We start from the raw sequence: 17,190 nt of genomic DNA on the forward strand, positions 1-17,190 counted from the left end.
CATAAGCTCTTCGTCCGGTTTCTCCTCTCCCATGATAAGGGCATCTCGAAAGAGATGCCCGATTTTATTTGTCCTTATAGGGTTTTTGATTAAGTATATAATTCCCGGGTGGCAAACTAGGTGGCATATTTTATGTTTATGCGAGTTTGATTCCTAGGTTTTATTACATTGCCACCTTATTGATCTATGTCTATTCCCATTCCTTTTAATAATCCAAGCTTGTACATGCTTACAATCTGTTTATTGAATAACGCTTCTAATGACATCCTGTCACTCTGGCTCAGATCAGAACCTTCTATTATAGTCATAAAACATGTGTAATCTTCTTTCGTAACACTCTCCAACATTTCGGAATCATTTTCAAGTTGAACTTCTATCAATTCGCTTCCTTCTGTCATAAGCTTACCCCCGCTCGTTATCGTCTTTTAGTACATTTCCGAATTCTCAGTATTTACCTATCTCCTTTAGAATGATATACTTTCGGATTGAGAACCATTTAAAGGAGTTTTAAGAGGTGAATATCTCCCGTGGGAGATGCTTACTTCCTGATCTCATTGCTTCCAGAGGATGGACCCAAGCAGATTATGCTGACAAATCTGGTCGTCACCCTCGTGTGATATCTCACTTCTGCAACAACAAAAGAGTAATGCTACCTGAAGACATGTACATAGCCTCCAAGATTTTCAAATGCAGAATGGAAGACCTATATGAGTGGGAAGAATAATAGTAAGCTTCGCGGATGTCTTCTGATCCGCCTCCCCGGGTCTTCGGAACAATTTGTTCTCAAATCTAGAATCATATGTTCGCCTCTTGTTATTATTTTAGTACAGCTTACACATAATGTAAAAGGGTATTCGTCAGATGAATTTTGTCCAGTCGACACTATAAAACGACAGACTTTGACAAGTGAAACGTGTTATAATTCGGCTCACAAAAAAAGATGGGTAGCTGCTTAATGTGCAGCTACCCTTTTTAGGTTAACAATGTAAACGCTGATCTTGTAAGGTAAGGAAATTCGCCTACCAAGGCATTGTATTGTTTAACCGACATAGTACATTTGAATAAGTCTTTCTTGCTTCGATCTAAGTACACAACCTTGAATACCGTATCTATCTTTTGGATATGATCTACATTGATCGAATTGCTTCTATCTACGATTCTAAATGTGAATCCACTACCATTGAAAGCATTCGTCCAGAACTCAATTGTTCCAACTACATAAAATTTCTCAGATTCAGTATGAAGGATTACTCTGTTTATCTTCTTATCGTACTTTAAGTACTTAACATCCTTTATAAGGAGATTATAGATACCAGTGTTACCTTCTGGATCTCGACTAACTGAGACGTATGACATTTGATCAGCTCCATTATTTTTTTAGAAGCTCAGCTGGTGGTTCTGGGTTGTTAACGAATACGAGGCTAGCTGGCATTACAGAAAAGGCAGCGAGTGCAGACAACATTGTAGCAGCAACGTTATACAGTTTTTTCTTCATTCTTCTCACCTCCCTTCAATTTAATTTCATTCAATAGTAAGGTTAGGCTTTGGACTAAGAATGCCACTGCTACTATTGACGAATTAAACCATAAGTTCGTCCCTACCAACACCAGTGAGACATATTTTAATAATGGGTAGTATCTTTCAGGTATCCTTGTCTGATTTTCAATTCCAGATGGAGCGAAGAAGAATATGAGCACCATACTGATCGCTGTAAACGTGAGTGTGGTGATTTGATCTAATTCAATGAAAGATAGTGCAGTCGCTACACCAGATGTTAATAATGCGCAGCCCATACTTGATTTGATATGCAAACCTCCGGTTAACTGCCTCAATATTCCGAAGAATAAGAGTAATGAGAATACTTCCTTAGTTTTACCTGTGAAGAATGCAGCAATTAGACAAATGCCGATTACTGACATGAAGTTAATAGCGATAATTAGTGAATGTCTTAATACTGCAATTGAAGCCGGGTGGTTTGGAATAACTGACTTAATGTGAACGGCCATCTTTGATGCAACAGTCTCTATCATTAATCTTCTCTCTCTTTCTTAATTGCGTAGTACAGGAAGATTCCCGTGGTTATTCCAAAGAAAAGAATGTTCATCCAGATTTGATGCAAGTACATTGTAAGACCAAGTAGAATAAAAGTGACGATAATAATTGCGACTACTATGATGTGTTCGCCCTTCAATATAAGCTTGTTAAAGTCTCTAGCGAAACCAATACCAAACTTATATAGAACAAATGAAACGATCATAATCAGTATTGAGGTAACTAGTTGAAGTTGTTGTCCATCAATATAGCTCACAAACAATGATTGGATAAATGCATAAATGAAGTATCCTGTACATGAGATTATTGCAGCCCACAGAATAGGCATTTTAACAACCGTCTTCAACAGAAGTATATAAAGCATTATGTTGACCACTGGTGCGAGACTGGCTAATCCGATCTCTCCTCTTAAGAAGAAACTCTGCAATCCCATCAATATTGCGACAATAGACGCTTGCCAAACGTAGTCGAAAGGATTCATTCGAAATAAGGCCATCATAAAAACAAATGCTGCAAACATTTCTAAAGTCGAGAACAATAAAAACTGAATGAAATTACTCCAATCCACAGTGGTCATCTCCCCCAAGATTAACTACCCGGCTTACGTCCAGTCATTCGTATCATACCTTCGTATGTAACGAGCCAGACTTTCCCCGATTTCCTTGCCTCTTGATCATTGAATTTGTTTCTGTTACACCATTGAGTTACCGTGTTGTCGGACAATCCCCAAACCTCAGCAGCTTCTCGTGAGGTGTAGACGGTGTATAATGCGGGCAGTTGATTTTTTCGACCAACTGACATAAATTCCAGCTCCTTTTCTTTAGGACCGCTGTCTTGTTTGCAATACAAATATAGCATGTCCCTGTATTGTTTGCAATACACTTTTTAGGATTTTTTACCTCCTTTTTGTGCACTAATAGCAAGGACATAATAGGGGGAGATATGTAGTTGTGTCAACAAAAAAAGCTCGCCGACACTAAGTCAAACGAGCGTTGTGGTTACAATGTTGCAGCTACTATTTCTTTAATGCTAATCCACTCAAAATCATCCTCAGACGTAGTTAATTTAATTCGTCTCATATAAGTGTCTATTGTCGAGACTATTCCCGATACATGTCTGTCCTCGAATGGATCATGTAGGACTAAATCAATCCGCATACGCTCGTTTCGAGAATCTACTAAAGCACGTTCAATTAATTGCATTTCTTGTTCGTCAATAATCGGTTTAGAGTGTTTAGTTTTCTCCAGCTGCCGATCAATCCAAGCTTGCCGATGTTCAGGCATAATCATTCGTGATGATTCCATAATACCGTTACCTTCAAGTTTCTTTCCCATGCCGATCACCTCAGTAGTTATTTACTTAGGTATTATATACGAACATGTGTTCTTTTATCAATAACATTATTTGAAAATTATTTTGCTTTTGTGCGTAACATATGGATATATATACCTATTTCTGGTAGACTTTAAATGCTTAAATTATACTACAGGGGGATGTTATTGTTGAAAAAGGTAGGGTTTTTAATTAGTTTAGTATTTATTGTTGGCTTGTTGGCGGCATGTTCAAGTGGAGAATCTACAGTGAAGGTTGACGATGTAATTACGAAGTTTAAAGAGGCTGGCTTGGAAGCTGAAAATGCAACAGAAATTACAAAAGACGACATGGGAATGGGGCCAATGCGATTCGAAGAAGGCAAACGGATTCTCGTTCCATCTCTAGGTGAGGATAACGGTGGTCGCCTATTCGTATTTAAAGATAAATCAGATCTTGATGAACTAAAGAGTTATTATGATGAAATGGGTAAATCTTCAGCAATGTTGTTTTCACATACACATGCAAATGATCATGTTCTGATCCAGATGAACGGAGATATGGAACAAGCTGAGTTTGATAAATATGCTAAAGTAATTGACGAACTATAAACAAAAATAAGGCCCCTCGGCTTAAGCTGAGGGGCCTCTTTGTTACTTCAAACTGTTAATCAACCTACTTAATACAATCGCCATTTCTTCACGCGTGATCGGCGCTCCAGGACGTTTTCCGTCAAAGTAACCTGCATTCGTCATTTGCTCCCATATGTCCTTTGCCCATGGGCTTACTTTCTCAATATCTCTTTCAGCCACCTTCGCTACCTCCTTCTTTTTCAATCCGAAGTATTTCACCACACCAGCGACATGACCGTTTATAAGGGCTTCTATTACACTATAGTTACCAAGGCGATTAGCATCTGCGGCCACATCTATAAATAAATTCTCTGTCAACACTGCTGGCATTTTTGATTCACGGACCATGTGTAGGTTTTTCGTTTTCGTTTTGCGGTCAATAACGTTAAACTGATCTAGCTCATACATTATAGCGGTGTGTAGCGCCTCCTGGAGCTGTTTGGATTTCGCACTAGCGTTTGTATACCGGAACGTTTCAAAGCCACCAGAACCACCACCAGCGTTGCAGTGAATAGAAATAAGAGCGTCCGCGCCAGCTGCATTAGCTTTATCGGTACGCTCTTTGAGTTCTAGGAAAGTATCAGTGCTACGTGTTAAGGTTACTTGAATACCCTCATACTCGGATTCCAGTTTCTTTTTGATTCCTTCAGAGATAGTCAATGCAATATCTTTTTCCTTTAGGCCATAACCCACGGCTCCCGGATCTTTTCCACCGTGCTAATGACCAGGATCAATATAGATCCTGAACATATGGCACCACCTCCTTTCTTAAGCATTTTTATTCTGTTCAACGCCTTTTTGTGTTTGCTGTACAACCTGATTACCATAAACCGCAAATGCACCAACAAGAATACCTTGGATTAATGACTCAACCGACCATCCGAGCGTAAATCCTGTTAGAAGAATGGCTGCTGCTGAGACGATAAACACTATTGACCAGTTTGGAATGCTAGGTAGTTGTTTGACGGTGTATCCAATTACCCAGCATGCAACAAGTACCCCAATCAAAGCCGGGTCGATCAATTGAAAAATATAATCCATTGTAAATTCCATAATAGTTTATCCCCCTTATCCCACTGCTGCTAATTTAATACCGGCCCATACAGCCGCACACAATCCGCCAGTTGATGCTACAATAACCGCTGCGTAAAACGTACGCTTGAACCACTTTTGGGACTCTGCTTGCGCCGCCTGAGCTTCTAAAGCGGCAGTTGCTTTTCTCAGCGCTTCCTCTGCTGTAATCTTGGTTTGGTTAAATTCAATCTCCATGCCATCTAATTTAGTTTTTAATTGTTGAGCACAGTCCAATGCTTGTCTTGAAGTTTCTTTTACGTCATTTACAGTAGGCACAATAGCTCCGATGGGCTTTAACATTTCTTCAATTCTGGCAATCTGAATTTGCAGACTGACCAAGGTGTTTACATCTGACATTTCACTCACCCCTTCGTTTGGGCTCATATTCTCCTTCCCCCTATCTCTATATAAAATATGACCACTCCCATGGTGTCTACGCTACATAAAGATCACTCCTTTCCTGGATCTTCAAGTGCTTTATCTATGTCTTTACTTAGGGATTTGAGTATATCTACTTGCTGCTCTTTGCTGTATGAACTTAATACAACGTTTATAACGGCTCCGATTTCATGAACTGGATTACCAAGATCAATGGTGCACTCGATAAGTTTTCTGGCCTTCATGGTTTCACCCCCAATAAAAAAAGCCGCCCAATTGGACGACTCTGGTTTATTATTCTTCTAATGCTGCTATTGCTTCATTTACTAAACGAAGTTTTTCTGTGTAATCGACTTTTTGTTTTTCGAGTGTTGATACAATACCTTTTATGTTTTCTACATCAAGCCATGATTCTGGATTGGCAAGCATCTGGTTATACTCCGCTAGCTTAGAATCAATTCTTTGTAGATGCACAACTTCGAACAGTTCCTTAGTCGACAGCAACTTTTCTTCTGTCATGTAAGTATAAGGATTAGTGGTTGCTTCCGGTGTTTCTTCAGGCGTAGTAACCTCTGGCTCTGAAACTGGTTGGTCATTCTCCGTTTCAACAGTAATATCTATAGTTTTTTCAGTGTTATCCACGATAATCTCTCCTGTTCCTACTGCACTGACCAAAGATCGAACAGGCGCATATGATTTGCCTTCAGCGACAATAGCCGGGTCAGCGAGTTCTTTTCCATTCACTGTCACAGAATACTGTCCTGTGATTTTAGTACCGACTACACTCTTAATTTGATCCGCAAATGCACTGCCAAGCGGAAGTGCTAGAGCAATACCCAACAACATACCAGATGCCATATAAACAAATTTTTTCATCCTTAGTACCTCCGTGTATTATTTCCTTAATTATACAACGTATATCGGTCACTAAGGTTGCAGATTTTACGGCAATCTCGCAAATATTTCGTCAAGGGTCGCATCCAAATCAGTGTAATTTCGAGTGTTTATCCTTCCATAAAAGTAAGCTTCACCTTGGAATCTAATAGGACTAGCAGAATTATTGCTGCCTAAAAACAAATTCTCCGAAAATACAGACAATCCAGAATTAGAATAAGAGTTAACCTCCCCGGCATAACTACCAGACGAATCATAATACACAATGGCAGCTACTCCATTGTTAGATGCAGTGTTGATTCTGATCCGGTTTCTATTGTTGCTGTCGTAAGTTCTGAATCCGATAATACTATCCATTTCGATTCTTGGTCCAATTTCAGATGTTTTAATTGTACTACCTATGATGATGGAACCTGTAATAGTCCCCTTGAACTCAGCATTAATTGCAATCATCTTACCGTCTTCGCCAACTTCAAAATGAGTAGTGTTTTCATCGCCTATTTTGATGCTACCCCCGATGAATTGCCCAGCTCGTACAATGCCTGTGAAATTGTATTCTTGATTGATTGCATCAAAGTATAAGGAATCTGAATAACTGCCGTTGCCGTTTCCTTTTTGCATTCGGAATTCATTGGCATTGAAAATGGACTTTGCCAACTTATCGTATCGTTCTATAACAATACCTTCATCAGGGCCAATTTTTACGCCATACATCCATTTGTCTTTACCTACTGTCGTAGTCTGGATACGGTATATAGTATCTTGGATACCTTCAATATAGTTGGCTATAACCACTCTACTGTTGATCCGTTGCCTTGGTGAATAAGAGTATTCGATAATCCGCTGCTGCTCATCAATCTGCAGTTCCTCGTCAATGATATCGACCGTATCACCGAGTTCAAAGTATTCTAATCCTTCAAACTCGGGCAACGAGTTTAATTCCACTATATCAATCTCATATGCCGTTAAAACCTCTCCAGATTGAGCGTTAACGTCCTTTACGATCCCCTTAAGGTTTTTACCTAGCCTGAACTGTACGCCTCTGTCATAGCCCCTTCTGTTAAGGAGGTTGACCGTGTATTTATCAAATTGGAGCTCTGCACCGATCCGTGCAGCCAACTCCATCACAACGGCTCGGGCAGTAACTCCCTCTTTAAGATCCACACTGACATATCCGCTTGGTTGTACTGTGCCGATCGTAAAGTTTGTCCCCTCTAAAGCGCGTTGCAGCAGTTCTACAGGTGTCCCAGTATGAATAAAGCCTCCTTCAAACAATTTAAAGAGCAGATCGTAAGAGACCTGCTCACATTCTACTGCTATGACTACTTGACCGTTATCTGATCGGGTTCGGCGGTGTTTGATGATGTTGAAGTATTGATCTTCTACTTCCACTAGGTTAGCAGTGTCAATATATTGGCTTTTTTCATCATCCAAGTAGACGGAGAATTTAAATGTATAGGCTCCGTTAATTTGTTCGGTAATTTCATCACTTTGGTAATCATCTAGCACAGCCAGAGGTCTTTTTAATGCGTCTAAAATGGTTAACAAAAAGACCCCTCCTATCCAATCTTAGTCCATGTGTACGTGTCTGAAGCTGTTTTCTGACAAATATGAATTGAATCGGCTACTCCTGATGCACCTTGAACTCTGTAAATCTTCCCTCTGTTTTCTGCTGACGCTGGTGGTAAAGCAGGTATTCCTGAAAGATAGAAGCATCCATCACTTTCAAGATAGGACATCCATGCGGACATTGTGGAGTTAAGAACTCCGAACCGTTGACCTTGTACTGCCATTCCTCGGCCTGCCAGAATAGTTAACCCTGTACCCGCTGGGTTATCCGAGAGAGAGAACCTTCCTAATTGGAAATGTCCTTTATTGTTAGTTCCGCCCGGCAAGGTGAGGAGTGTGCCATTTTCAGAAATACCTTTATCAAATCGTGAATTCATAATGATTGGATATCCGGCTGTACTATCGTAGTATACGTTCGGAAGATTGCTGACCGTTTCATCGACGCAAGTTTCAAAAACAACGTTTCTTGTCTGGCCTTTAATAACACAAAACGTTGCGACCGCTCCTGTCTCACCCATTCCGATCGCAAAGGCTGAATGCATTGCAACCCCATTACAGTCCTCGAATCTAAATGCAGTTTGACCACCCTCGGCACCTGTTGCTTCGAATTTAACACTCCGACAGTTTTTGAGGTAATACGCATCCTCTTGACCGTTAATACTATCGCAAGCTGTGTTAACAAAGGAAATGTAAACTTGATCATCGAGGTGAAATCCTTGTCTAAGGTTAGCAGTAGCCCAGCAGTTCATAAATGTAATACTAGTTCCAGCTTGATACATGTAGAACCCGTATTCCCCTTGGAACGTTCGAACATTTTCCAAGTATGAGACGATAAGGTTCCGGCCCTTAATACCAATACCATATTCATGGGCAAGAACCACGACAACATTGACAATTCTCGTAAACCTCATGCCACCACCAGTAGGGCTATCCAAATCTATACCAGCAATGAAATTTGAAGTGACATTTGTACACCTTACAACTAAGTCCTCGATAGATACGTTGTAACTAGTGACCTTAATGCCAGTTGTTACAGTGTTAGCAAACTCGATAATGGAAACTTTCTCATTTCCGCCTTCGATTTCGTACACTTTGTTGTCTGATTTAATTTTGATTGGCTTACTTACCGTAAATGTCTGAGACAAAAAGTATTTAACCGATGGGATCGGCAAATGCAAAACTCCTCCAGCTGGACAAGCATTATAGGCATTAACGAAAGCTTGATAATCGTCTGTACCGTCTCCCTTAGCTCCGTAATCCATAACGTTGACCACGTAGGGCTCTTTCTTTATTCTGTCGTCCATTTCCACATCCATTGCATCAAGACGGCCGCCTAATACCGGATAACCATCACGAGCATCTACGATTTCTGTGTTATCGTCACCAGATTGAGATACAATTTCCGTAATACGGCTATCTATTTTATCAATAGCTTCTTTAACGTTTTCTGCTGTAGCAACTTCGCCACTATAAGTAATATTTTCAGCTGCATGCGCTTCATTCGAAGCGATATGGCCTTCAAGCTGTTCGTTTATGTTTTCGAAGTTTCGATTTATCTTTGGATTGCTATCCCTTAGCTTCTCATTTAAAGGTATGTTCTGAATTTCAGCCAATTTGATTACCTCCTTTATGCTGGATACTTCGCTTGGAAGACCACGTCAATTGATATATTTAAGTTAGTTCCGCCAACGATCAGATCTGACGTACCAGGTGGCAACTTACCAAACTTGGCATTTGAGTTTTGCAGAACATTTTGATTTCCTGATTTAGCGGTTTTTCGTTTGTAATTGATTTCTAACATACCGTTTAAAGGTGTATTGTATCTGAATTCAACTCCACCAACTGTTAATGAAAGTGTGTTGAAACTGCCGGCCACAACAATTAGAGGTTCAACATTAAGCCTTCCAAAGTTATTGATTTGCACTGTACCAGCTCTAGTGAAGTCGAAAGTGTATGCATCACCCCATGCGAAGTCATCTTCCCATGTGTAATCTGTGTCCCAGGTCAACAATGAACCGGTATCCGTCAGACTATAGGCAAACGGATCAAATGCAGTAAACGGTAATGTAAATGTTCCTAGTCCGGATATGCGGTCAATATTTAAACTCCCTACGTATCTAACCGAGTATTTACGATCCGGTTGGTTAGAGAAGACGATATCCATTGTTCTTGGCCTACCGTCTCCATCCAACAAAAAAGCAGCTAACGCGGAAACACGCTGCTGCAGTTCGATATGATTTCTTGTTATAAAAGCACATTCCAGTTCAAACGATTTGGGTCCCATTGTTGCCCCAAAGTCATACGCTCCGTGCATACCCGGGACTGTTACCGTATTATCCACCGTAGAGGATAGGATAGGCCGCTGAGAGTTTCTAAACGTGCCTAAGCCTAATTCAACAGGGGATATTCCGTCTATGGTTAAAACAGCGCCTAAGCTCATCTAGTTGCACCTCCCCATCCTCTTGCAACTCCATTAGATACACTTGCGATTTCTTGACCGATCTTCTTAATGTCATTGTCAGTGCGGATGACAAATGTAGCACCGTTAAACATTCCGGCTAAATTATTATTAACCGTTGTGCCGCTTCCACCAGAACCGCCCATTGAACCAACATCAGGCAGTGCAGCTCTCGACATATCATTTGCTGCTGATCGTACTGCCTTGATTGTGTTATCAATACCTTGTACGAATCCATCCCCGGCAAATTCCCCTAATTGTCTCATTACCCGGCTTGGGGAATGTATGTCTAATGCATCCCTTATGCCGTCTGTGATACTGTTAGCTACGTTTTTAATTGCGTCACCTACAGCATTAATCTTACTTTTGATACCGTCAACAATGCCGTCTATGATGTTTTTACCTATACTAAGCATTTGGGATGGGAGATTCTTAAGCCAGTCTATTGCATCGGTCATCCCTTTAACAATCGCATCTTTAACCTTGCCCACTGTCGTTGTGACCGAATCACGCATCCGAGTGAACATATCTGATCCGATATTGTAAAGTTTAGATGGAAGTTCACGGAACCAGTCTAATATGCTGTTCCACGTCTTTTTAATCCAATCCGATGTGGCGGTGATAACGGTATTGGTGACTTTTTTCATTCCTTCCCATGCTGATGAGACAACTTTAGTAATGGCATCTAATGTACCTGAGAAGACTTGTTTAATACCATCCCATATTGTAGCTAAGGATTTCTTTATGTTTTCCCATATCGCTTTAGCGTCCTTGGATAAACTTTCGAAATCACCTGTTACCAAGTCGATGATTAATAGTAATGCTCCACCGAATATATTCTTGATTAGATCCCAGACACCACTGAAATAGGTCTTTAACCCTTCCATAATCGGTTTGATAACGTTGGTTACAGCATCAAATGAGGTTTTGGCCAGGTTCTTAATGGTGTCCCACGTCTTTTTAAGGAAAGAGGAAATGTTTTTCCACACTGTAGAGATGAATTCGGATATTCCATTGAACACATTAGTAACTGTACTAGTGATACCTTCCCACGCTGATGAAAGAGCTGATGTTAATGTCTCCCATGCTGCCGATGTTCCCTGGCTGATCTTATCCCACAACTGAACAAAGAACGCTGATATGGGCTCCCAGTACTGATAAACCAATAACGCCGCTGCACTTATTGCTGCAACAGCTATAGCAATGGGACCAGCAAGACCAGCGAATGCAGGTGCTATCAACTTAATACCGGCTGCTATTTGAGGAAGATACCCTATTAACAATAGTAAAGGCCCTGCAATCAACCCTAAAGCAGCACCAACAGCTCCAGCAATTGCGATAAAAGTTTGCATAGTCGGTGACAGGCCATTGAACCAGTTAGCCAATCCGCCTAATGCTTCGGCCAACGCTTTGATTATTGGTGTTAAAGCAGTACCGATTGTAATCATCAGCGTTTCAAAGGCTCCCGACATTTCGTCAAGGGCTCCCTTGAGGTTGTCTTTCATTTTCGCTGCTGCTTCTGCAGATGCACCGCCTGAATCTTCGAGAGATTTAGTAAACTTGTTTATTTCCTCTGGTCCAGCTGCCATGAGTGAAAGCATGCCTGAAACAGCCTCAGTACCTACTAAAGCAGAAAGGGTTGCCGCTTTTTGAGTGTCGGTATAACCGTCCATGGATGAATCCAGGTTACGTACTAGCTGTTCCAAACCAACGAAGTTGCCTTCAAGATCCGTAATCTCCACACCCATGGTATTCATTAACTTGCTATTTTCTTCGGATGGATCCAAGAGACTAAGCAATGCAGATCGTAAAGTTGTACCGGCCTGTTCACCTTGCATACCAGCATTAGTCATAATACCAATACCGGCTGCCAACTCTTCAAGCGATACACCTAACGCTGCCGCTGGTGGTCCTGCATATTTCAAGGCGTACTGCATGTCAGTTATATCCGCAGCTGAAACGTTAGCTGTCTTAGCAAGGATATCCGCTACCTTAGTAGCTTCTGAAGCTTCCTTACCGAATATATTAAGCGTGGATGCCATGACTTCGGCTGTTTGTGCCATGTCTGCCCCGGACGCTTCTGCTGCCGAGATCACACCAGGCATTGCGCCTAAGATTTCATCCACTGTAAAACCAAGTGCAGCAAGTTCTTCTTGACCTTTAGTAACTTCACTGGCGCTTTTTGATGTACTGGCACCTAAATCTAGCGCCGATTGCCTTAGAGACTCTAGTTGGTCGCCTGTAGCGTCTGAGATAGCTCCTACACGGCTTAGTTGAGCTTCGAATTCAGCAGACACTCCGATAGCTGAACCAAGCCCAGCGGCTAATCCTGCGCCTGCTGCTGTTAGACCTGCTCCGAGTGTTTTGGCCTGATCAAAGGCGTTACCCATTGCCTGTTTAGCTTGATCAAACGATTCTTGATACTCTCTGCCTAATTTAGATACTGTCTCACCCTGATCTTTGAGGGCTTTTGTAGTTTGATCTAAACGTCCATCCAAGGACTTCAACTGAGATTCCGCACCGGCTATCTCTCGTTGAAACGCTCTATATTGACCGTCCGATATTTCCCCTCGTTCAAACTGCTGATTAACCTGCTCCTGTACTTCTCGTAATTGATCGAGTTTGGAAGCAGTATTTATAATTGACTTCTGTAAAAGAAGTTGTTTCTGTGCGAGTAACTCTGTATTGCCAGGATCAAACTTAAGGAGCTTTTCAACTTTTCCTAGTTCCATTTGTATATCGCGACTTTTCTTATTTACATCAGATAGGGCTTTTGATAGTGCCGTAGTATCCGATCCAATGACAACGTTTAATCCTTTTATTGTTTCAGCCATCTATTCACCCCCTATCTGAAGAAAGCATCAATATCTTCTTGTGTGGCTTCTACTTTTTCATCTTCATCTGAGTTTGAGTAAGATTTGGAAAGATCAATTAAATCGCAAACTCTCATTTCGTTTATTTCCAAGTAACTCAGGCCCATCTTTTTACCTAATGCAAGAAGACTGGTGTCATACCTTTGGGGCTTAGTTCGCTTTGGAGATTGCCCCTTTGACTCCGGAACGAAAAAAGCCCTCAGTTGCTTCCTCCACTGCTCCAACAAGTAAAGTCGGATCAGCTAAATCAATTGACTCAAAGGTGCTCAACCACTTCTCGAAGGAATCAAATGGTTTACCAAAAGAATCTGCCTTAGCCATTGCCCACACCATTTGCAGAATCGCAAGCATATCCAGTTTCGTAGGATCATCAGCAATAGAGGACAATTTTGTTAGATCGCCCATAAGATCTGATTTGAATTCTTGTTTGTAGTAAAGAAGAGCCAGGGGAGTAGCCCTGACTCTTACGATTTGATCTCCAATATTAAGTTCTCTCATGATTATGCGCCCTCCGGTGTTGTGCTAAAGGTCGGAAGGTAAACGGAGTTGAAGAAAGAATTGAACACCGTTGCATTCGTATCATTCAATTCAATATCGCCTTTGACAATCATCTCGTCATCAATTTCAATTGGTGAAATAGTTAAGTTCACGACATCTGTATTGACTTCTGTCGATTCGCCTTTAGTAGTAAGTTCTTTTGCCGGTCTAGTTGCTGAACACTTGTAATAAACAAACCGACGGTTACGCTGATCTCCAGCAACTTGTCCAAGCAAAGCGAATTGTTCACCTACTCCGTCCGCCACCTCAACAATCATTCCGTTAGTATCTCTTTTCCATCCCAACATGCGGATCTTAAGATCATCTGGAAGTAATGCAATTTCCAATTCTGCTGTATATCCGTTATTTGTATCAACAGCGTAATAAGTAGTATCGTCTGCATAAAAAGGTGTTGTTTCCCCCACTACCTCGGGTGTAAAACGAACCGCACCAGGTAACGGGATTGGTGTTTCCCATGCTGGTTGCTCCGTAGCTTCAGCATCCATGAATGCGACGTGGACATTTCTAAACCCGAACACAACTTTGTTTGGCATGATATTAGCCTCCTATTAATTGAACTTCATATATGATTTGAAATAACTTTTCATCTTCGATCCATGTTTCTGTTTTGGAATATGGCATCTGTAATTCCTTGAGCTTGTCCTGCACCAACTTTTCAGCAGCAAGATCCTTTTTAGTGGCATATAACTCTACTTGAAAGTTACCAATATCCAAATAATTTTGGTTGTCTGCCATCATGTCAGATGAATAAGCGTAGTGATAAGTAATAAACGGCGCTTGTACTGGACTTTGGAACGCCAAATAAGCCACTGGCATGCCTAGTGACTTTAGAGCGGTAAATAATTCAGCTTGATTCATAATTATCCTCCGTTGCGGATAATGGTTTTTATCCTGTCTGGGAGACCATCGACATTCTTTACATATGCTGGCCTAATATGAGGTTTGCCAGCTACCCTACCGCCGCCAACTTTAGCGTGACCGTATTCGAGTAGGTGACCAAGGTAAGGTTCCTTTTGGTTCCATAGAGTACGTCTAATTGTTCCGGAAAAGTTTTCTCGGGTAATTTTAAACCCACTTTTATACCTACCGGAATCAACAGGCGCTGCAGCTCTTGTATCTCTCAGGAATGCGTTAGCAGTTCGGTTTACCTCTTTTTCAATGGCTGCTGTAACATCCTCAGTATAGTCTCTAACCGCTGATACAATCTCATTCGTTAGATCGTTGATGGAAATGCTCATGTCACAGCCTCCCCTCAGCGATAATGGTATAAGTTTTGTTCAACTCATCATCGTTAATGGGCGCTCCCTGGACATCGTACCGTATGCCTTTGTACTCAATTTCAAACTTGGATGTCTCCCGGTTAAAGATCTCTTCAAGGGATTTGGAATACCTCACCACAAAGCGCACTGTGTTAACCGAGTTGGTTTGTGCAGCGGCAAAGTATTCACTCCCCTTGGTTGTCTTGACCATAGACCATAGGGTTACGATCTCCTCAAACGATTCGACCTCATTGCCGATTTCGTCTTGAATGACAACTGGTCCCCACAAGGTAATGCGCTTATTGAACCTGCCTGAGTGATTATTAGGGTTGTATTTGTACGGTTGCATCAGCATCACCCTCTACCTCAATGGACTCAAGCGCTTTTCTTAGGCTCAGCGTGTTAATTCGGGATAGGAAGTTTGTATCGAAGTATTCAAGAGCATCGTTATATACATAGCGAGAACGCTCAAATACAAGCTCTTTGAACCCTTCGTGTGTTAGAATGTCATATTCACCGCAAACATCTCTTAATTCGCCGTGAGAGGCTTTTAGAATCCGCAGAAGGTTATCGTCTTCCCCATCATCCAAGTGCATACGATCCTTAAACTCTTGAAGGATTACAGGAGTAATGTCAGCCATCTATATCACTCCTTCAAAGCTTTTTCTGCTTCGATTGCTTCTTCCTTCCCTTTCACTTTCTCACCATTAGAGAGTTCAAAGGTTCCTCCACCAACATGCTTAGGGAATTTATCGGCACTTTCATTTTCCTGAACATCAGCCAAATATACCTTTTCATATTTCGGATGGATTTCGGATAGATAACGAACACGCTCCTCATCAGCAGAGTATCCTTCAGCTGGGTAGGTATCACCAGGTTGATAGATATGATCGTCATGTTCTTTTGCCTTAAACCGATTAACTACTTTCGCTTTCATGTTATCCCCTCCTAAAAGAAGTAAGAGACCCCGATTAAGGAGTCTCTACAGTTTCAGCGCCGAATTGAATGTCCAGGTCATATACGAGCGCTGTTTTATTGTCTTTTGGCTTACCGTTTGCGAATTGTTTGATTGTATAAAGCATAGCGTCTTCCATAGCCAACGTTTGATCAAACTTGTTGAGTTTGTATCCGCCAGCGATAACCGCAAGATACTCACCTTGGACAAAGAACAGCGCCTTACCTACTGGTATTTCTTCTGATTCAACTGTTCGGATGTTGTAAGGGAGTGCAGTTACCCATTGTCCGTTAGATGTTTGGATCGTGTTGCGGAATTGAACGCTGATTGCATCGACAGGATTCACAACCATTACGATTTTATTGAGAACCTTACGTGTATTCCCAGCTGCGTCAGTGGACAGTGCTTTCACTACATCATGCAGTTCACCGGCAACAACTTCACCCATGAGGGATGGAGCGAAAGTCAATGTACCAGACGATGTTTTGTCTGTAACAGCACCGGTATCCGGATTTACGTCTTTCATTAAGCCAGTTGGTTCGTTTTGATTTGGCCCGCGTCCGTTTACCAATCCATACTCCAAACCGACTGAGTAGCTTTCGACTAGAAGCGTACGAACATAACGTTCAACCCATTCTGGTCCAAGCTCAAGCATGTCTTTTGGAATCACAGCGAATGCAGTGAGTTTCAGTTGAGTGATTTGTTCTTCATGGAACGCTGCTGCTACTTGACCTTGGATACCGCCAAACAATTTACCCCAGGCATAAGCTTTCGTAGGATCCGAGTAAATGTAACGAGTTACCGCACCCAGGTCCTGTAGACCAATAGCATCAAGCAGCGGATGGGCTGTAACCAAATCCTCGAATACACGCTCCTGAGTAGTTACTGGCAAGATGGAATCCTCTGCAAAACCGCCGCTGATAATTACTTCGTTGAAAAATTGACGTTCCTTAGAAGTGAGTACGTTTTGACCGCGTGCAGCAAGGATTGAACTATCGTTGTTTTCGTTGCGCACCTGAGTTTTGATATTCTCAGTAAGATCAGCAGCAAGAGCGTTCTGCATTTCATCCCATGCGACTGATTGCTTTTCAGCATCAGCACCTTCTTTTACAAGATTCATGTATGCCGTTTTCTTTGCTTCGTAATTTTCCATTTTTCCGTTCAATTTCATAGTCAT

At 41.6% G+C, this 17,190-nt stretch carries 24 protein-coding genes and 1 pseudogene; 1 reads left to right on the top strand and 24 read right to left on the bottom strand.

Annotated features, from left to right (window positions below):
* Positions 1 to 176 precede the first annotated feature (176 nt).
* The 7 genes from BK126_RS02880 to BK126_RS02910 form a co-directional block, all read right to left on the bottom strand.
* Entirely contained in the window at positions 177 to 398 is a 222-nt protein-coding gene (locus BK126_RS02880) for a hypothetical protein (RefSeq protein WP_076311196.1), read from the bottom strand.
* Between the two features lie 574 nt (positions 399 to 972).
* Positions 973 to 1,356, bottom strand: a complete 384-nt coding sequence (locus BK126_RS30170; RefSeq protein WP_076311198.1) for a LytTR family transcriptional regulator DNA-binding domain-containing protein — start codon at positions 1,354 to 1,356, stop codon at positions 973 to 975.
* A 13-nt stretch (positions 1,357 to 1,369) separates the two neighbouring features.
* On the bottom strand, positions 1,370 to 1,495 hold the full coding sequence (locus BK126_RS28970) for an AgrD family cyclic lactone autoinducer peptide (protein ID WP_143757657.1): 126 nt from the start codon (positions 1,493 to 1,495) through the stop codon (positions 1,370 to 1,372).
* The gene (locus BK126_RS02895; RefSeq protein WP_076311199.1) at positions 1,476 to 2,030 is read right to left on the bottom strand and encodes an accessory gene regulator ArgB-like protein; all 555 of its coding nucleotides are present in this window, start codon (positions 2,028 to 2,030) and stop codon (positions 1,476 to 1,478) included. Before BK126_RS02895 ends, BK126_RS28970 begins: the two co-directional genes overlap by 20 nt.
* Entirely contained in the window at positions 2,030 to 2,620 is a 591-nt protein-coding gene (locus BK126_RS02900; RefSeq protein WP_083655691.1) for a hypothetical protein, read from the bottom strand. Before BK126_RS02900 ends, BK126_RS02895 begins: the two co-directional genes overlap by 1 nt.
* Before the next feature lie 20 nt (positions 2,621 to 2,640).
* Positions 2,641 to 2,853, bottom strand: coding sequence for a helix-turn-helix domain-containing protein (locus BK126_RS02905; RefSeq protein WP_179085501.1), 213 nt, complete (start codon positions 2,851 to 2,853; stop codon positions 2,641 to 2,643).
* Between the two features lie 197 nt (positions 2,854 to 3,050).
* Positions 3,051 to 3,386: a YolD-like family protein gene (locus BK126_RS02910; protein ID WP_076311201.1), complete on the bottom strand. Its 336-nt coding sequence runs from the start codon at positions 3,384 to 3,386 to the stop codon at positions 3,051 to 3,053.
* A 165-nt stretch (positions 3,387 to 3,551) separates the two neighbouring features.
* On the opposite strand from BK126_RS02910, the gene BK126_RS02915 reads away from it, so the two are divergent.
* On the top strand, positions 3,552 to 3,974 hold the full coding sequence (locus BK126_RS02915) for a hypothetical protein (RefSeq protein ID WP_076311202.1): 423 nt from the start codon (positions 3,552 to 3,554) through the stop codon (positions 3,972 to 3,974).
* Between the two features lie 42 nt (positions 3,975 to 4,016).
* On the opposite strand, the pseudogene BK126_RS02920 reads toward BK126_RS02915, so the two are convergent.
* From BK126_RS02920 to BK126_RS02995, 17 genes and pseudogenes are all read right to left on the bottom strand, one after another.
* Positions 4,017 to 4,700, bottom strand: a pseudogene (locus BK126_RS02920) (N-acetylmuramoyl-L-alanine amidase); the annotation flags it as partial.
* Between the two features lie 63 nt (positions 4,701 to 4,763).
* Positions 4,764 to 5,048, bottom strand: coding sequence for a phage holin family protein (locus tag BK126_RS02925; protein WP_076311203.1), 285 nt, complete (start codon positions 5,046 to 5,048; stop codon positions 4,764 to 4,766).
* A gap of 15 nt (positions 5,049 to 5,063) precedes the next feature.
* Positions 5,064 to 5,453: a hypothetical protein gene (locus BK126_RS02930; protein ID WP_076311204.1), complete on the bottom strand. Its 390-nt coding sequence runs from the start codon at positions 5,451 to 5,453 to the stop codon at positions 5,064 to 5,066.
* Positions 5,454 to 5,518: 65 nt separating this feature from the next.
* On the bottom strand, positions 5,519 to 5,692 hold the full coding sequence (locus tag BK126_RS29260) for a hypothetical protein (RefSeq protein WP_179085502.1): 174 nt from the start codon (positions 5,690 to 5,692) through the stop codon (positions 5,519 to 5,521).
* Between the two features lie 49 nt (positions 5,693 to 5,741).
* Complete coding sequence (locus BK126_RS02935; protein ID WP_076311205.1) at positions 5,742 to 6,323, bottom strand: hypothetical protein; 582 nt, start codon at positions 6,321 to 6,323, stop codon at positions 5,742 to 5,744.
* Between the two features lie 66 nt (positions 6,324 to 6,389).
* Complete coding sequence (locus BK126_RS02940) at positions 6,390 to 7,889, bottom strand: phage tail protein (RefSeq protein WP_076311206.1); 1,500 nt, start codon at positions 7,887 to 7,889, stop codon at positions 6,390 to 6,392.
* A gap of 11 nt (positions 7,890 to 7,900) precedes the next feature.
* The gene (locus BK126_RS02945) at positions 7,901 to 9,523 is read right to left on the bottom strand and encodes a pectate lyase family protein (RefSeq protein WP_076311207.1); all 1,623 of its coding nucleotides are present in this window, start codon (positions 9,521 to 9,523) and stop codon (positions 7,901 to 7,903) included.
* A gap of 14 nt (positions 9,524 to 9,537) precedes the next feature.
* The gene (locus BK126_RS02950; protein WP_076311208.1) at positions 9,538 to 10,350 is read right to left on the bottom strand and encodes a distal tail protein Dit; all 813 of its coding nucleotides are present in this window, start codon (positions 10,348 to 10,350) and stop codon (positions 9,538 to 9,540) included.
* Entirely contained in the window at positions 10,347 to 13,202 is a 2,856-nt protein-coding gene (locus BK126_RS02955; RefSeq protein WP_076311209.1) for a phage tail tape measure protein, read from the bottom strand. The genes BK126_RS02950 and BK126_RS02955 overlap by 4 nt, the downstream gene beginning before the upstream one ends.
* Positions 13,203 to 13,391: 189 nt before the next feature.
* Positions 13,392 to 13,739, bottom strand: a complete 348-nt coding sequence (locus BK126_RS02960; RefSeq protein ID WP_076311210.1) for a hypothetical protein — start codon at positions 13,737 to 13,739, stop codon at positions 13,392 to 13,394.
* A 2-nt stretch (positions 13,740 to 13,741) separates the two neighbouring features.
* On the bottom strand, positions 13,742 to 14,332 hold the full coding sequence (locus BK126_RS02965) for a major tail protein (RefSeq protein ID WP_076311211.1): 591 nt from the start codon (positions 14,330 to 14,332) through the stop codon (positions 13,742 to 13,744).
* A gap of 4 nt (positions 14,333 to 14,336) precedes the next feature.
* The gene (locus tag BK126_RS02970) at positions 14,337 to 14,657 is read right to left on the bottom strand and encodes a hypothetical protein (RefSeq protein ID WP_076311212.1); all 321 of its coding nucleotides are present in this window, start codon (positions 14,655 to 14,657) and stop codon (positions 14,337 to 14,339) included.
* A 2-nt stretch (positions 14,658 to 14,659) separates the two neighbouring features.
* Positions 14,660 to 15,037, bottom strand: coding sequence for an HK97 gp10 family phage protein (locus BK126_RS02975; protein WP_076311213.1), 378 nt, complete (start codon positions 15,035 to 15,037; stop codon positions 14,660 to 14,662).
* Between the two features lies 1 nt (position 15,038).
* Positions 15,039 to 15,407, bottom strand: coding sequence for a phage head closure protein (locus BK126_RS02980; protein ID WP_076311214.1), 369 nt, complete (start codon positions 15,405 to 15,407; stop codon positions 15,039 to 15,041).
* The gene (locus BK126_RS02985; protein ID WP_076311215.1) at positions 15,382 to 15,699 is read right to left on the bottom strand and encodes a hypothetical protein; all 318 of its coding nucleotides are present in this window, start codon (positions 15,697 to 15,699) and stop codon (positions 15,382 to 15,384) included. Before BK126_RS02985 ends, BK126_RS02980 begins: the two co-directional genes overlap by 26 nt.
* A gap of 5 nt (positions 15,700 to 15,704) precedes the next feature.
* Complete coding sequence (locus BK126_RS02990) at positions 15,705 to 15,995, bottom strand: hypothetical protein (protein WP_076311216.1); 291 nt, start codon at positions 15,993 to 15,995, stop codon at positions 15,705 to 15,707.
* 34 nt (positions 15,996 to 16,029) lie between these two features.
* Entirely contained in the window at positions 16,030 to 17,190 is a 1,161-nt protein-coding gene (locus BK126_RS02995) for a phage major capsid protein (RefSeq protein WP_076311217.1), read from the bottom strand.

This window comes from Paenibacillus sp. FSL H7-0326 (assembly GCF_001955535.1).
In the GTDB taxonomy this organism is placed as follows: Bacteria; Bacillota; Bacilli; order Paenibacillales; family Paenibacillaceae; genus Paenibacillus; species Paenibacillus shunpengii.

What these genes read in the sequence shown, in the direction of transcription:
- BK126_RS30170 (WP_076311198.1), bottom strand. Translation starts at nt 1,356, where the DNA reads ATGTCATACGTCTCAGTTAGTCGAGATCCAGAAGGTAACACTGGTATC.
- BK126_RS02880 (WP_076311196.1), bottom strand. Translation starts at nt 398, where the DNA reads ATGACAGAAGGAAGCGAATTGATAGAAGTTCAACTTGAAAATGATTCC.
- BK126_RS02930 (WP_076311204.1), bottom strand. Translation starts at nt 5,453, where the DNA reads ATGAGCCCAAACGAAGGGGTGAGTGAAATGTCAGATGTAAACACCTTG.
- BK126_RS02895 (WP_076311199.1), bottom strand. Translation starts at nt 2,030, where the DNA reads ATGATAGAGACTGTTGCATCAAAGATGGCCGTTCACATTAAGTCAGTT.
- BK126_RS02950 (WP_076311208.1), bottom strand. Translation starts at nt 10,350, where the DNA reads ATGAGCTTAGGCGCTGTTTTAACCATAGACGGAATATCCCCTGTTGAA.
- BK126_RS02935 (WP_076311205.1), bottom strand. Translation starts at nt 6,323, where the DNA reads ATGAAAAAATTTGTTTATATGGCATCTGGTATGTTGTTGGGTATTGCT.
- BK126_RS02970 (WP_076311212.1), bottom strand. Translation starts at nt 14,657, where the DNA reads ATGAATCAAGCTGAATTATTTACCGCTCTAAAGTCACTAGGCATGCCA.
- BK126_RS02990 (WP_076311216.1), bottom strand. Translation starts at nt 15,995, where the DNA reads ATGAAAGCGAAAGTAGTTAATCGGTTTAAGGCAAAAGAACATGACGAT.
- BK126_RS02965 (WP_076311211.1), bottom strand. Translation starts at nt 14,332, where the DNA reads ATGCCAAACAAAGTTGTGTTCGGGTTTAGAAATGTCCACGTCGCATTC.
- BK126_RS02910 (WP_076311201.1), bottom strand. Translation starts at nt 3,386, where the DNA reads ATGGGAAAGAAACTTGAAGGTAACGGTATTATGGAATCATCACGAATG.
- BK126_RS02980 (WP_076311214.1), bottom strand. Translation starts at nt 15,407, where the DNA reads ATGCAACCGTACAAATACAACCCTAATAATCACTCAGGCAGGTTCAAT.
- BK126_RS28970 (WP_143757657.1), bottom strand. Translation starts at nt 1,495, where the DNA reads ATGAAGAAAAAACTGTATAACGTTGCTGCTACAATGTTGTCTGCACTC.
- BK126_RS02985 (WP_076311215.1), bottom strand. Translation starts at nt 15,699, where the DNA reads ATGGCTGACATTACTCCTGTAATCCTTCAAGAGTTTAAGGATCGTATG.
- BK126_RS02995 (WP_076311217.1), bottom strand. Translation starts at nt 17,190, where the DNA reads ATGACTATGAAATTGAACGGAAAAATGGAAAATTACGAAGCAAAGAAA.
- BK126_RS02960 (WP_076311210.1), bottom strand. Translation starts at nt 13,739, where the DNA reads ATGAGAGAACTTAATATTGGAGATCAAATCGTAAGAGTCAGGGCTACT.
- BK126_RS02905 (WP_179085501.1), bottom strand. Translation starts at nt 2,853, where the DNA reads ATGTCAGTTGGTCGAAAAAATCAACTGCCCGCATTATACACCGTCTAC.
- BK126_RS02975 (WP_076311213.1), bottom strand. Translation starts at nt 15,037, where the DNA reads ATGAGCATTTCCATCAACGATCTAACGAATGAGATTGTATCAGCGGTT.
- BK126_RS29260 (WP_179085502.1), bottom strand. Translation starts at nt 5,692, where the DNA reads ATGAAGGCCAGAAAACTTATCGAGTGCACCATTGATCTTGGTAATCCA.
- BK126_RS02955 (WP_076311209.1), bottom strand. Translation starts at nt 13,202, where the DNA reads ATGGCTGAAACAATAAAAGGATTAAACGTTGTCATTGGATCGGATACT.
- BK126_RS02925 (WP_076311203.1), bottom strand. Translation starts at nt 5,048, where the DNA reads ATGGAATTTACAATGGATTATATTTTTCAATTGATCGACCCGGCTTTG.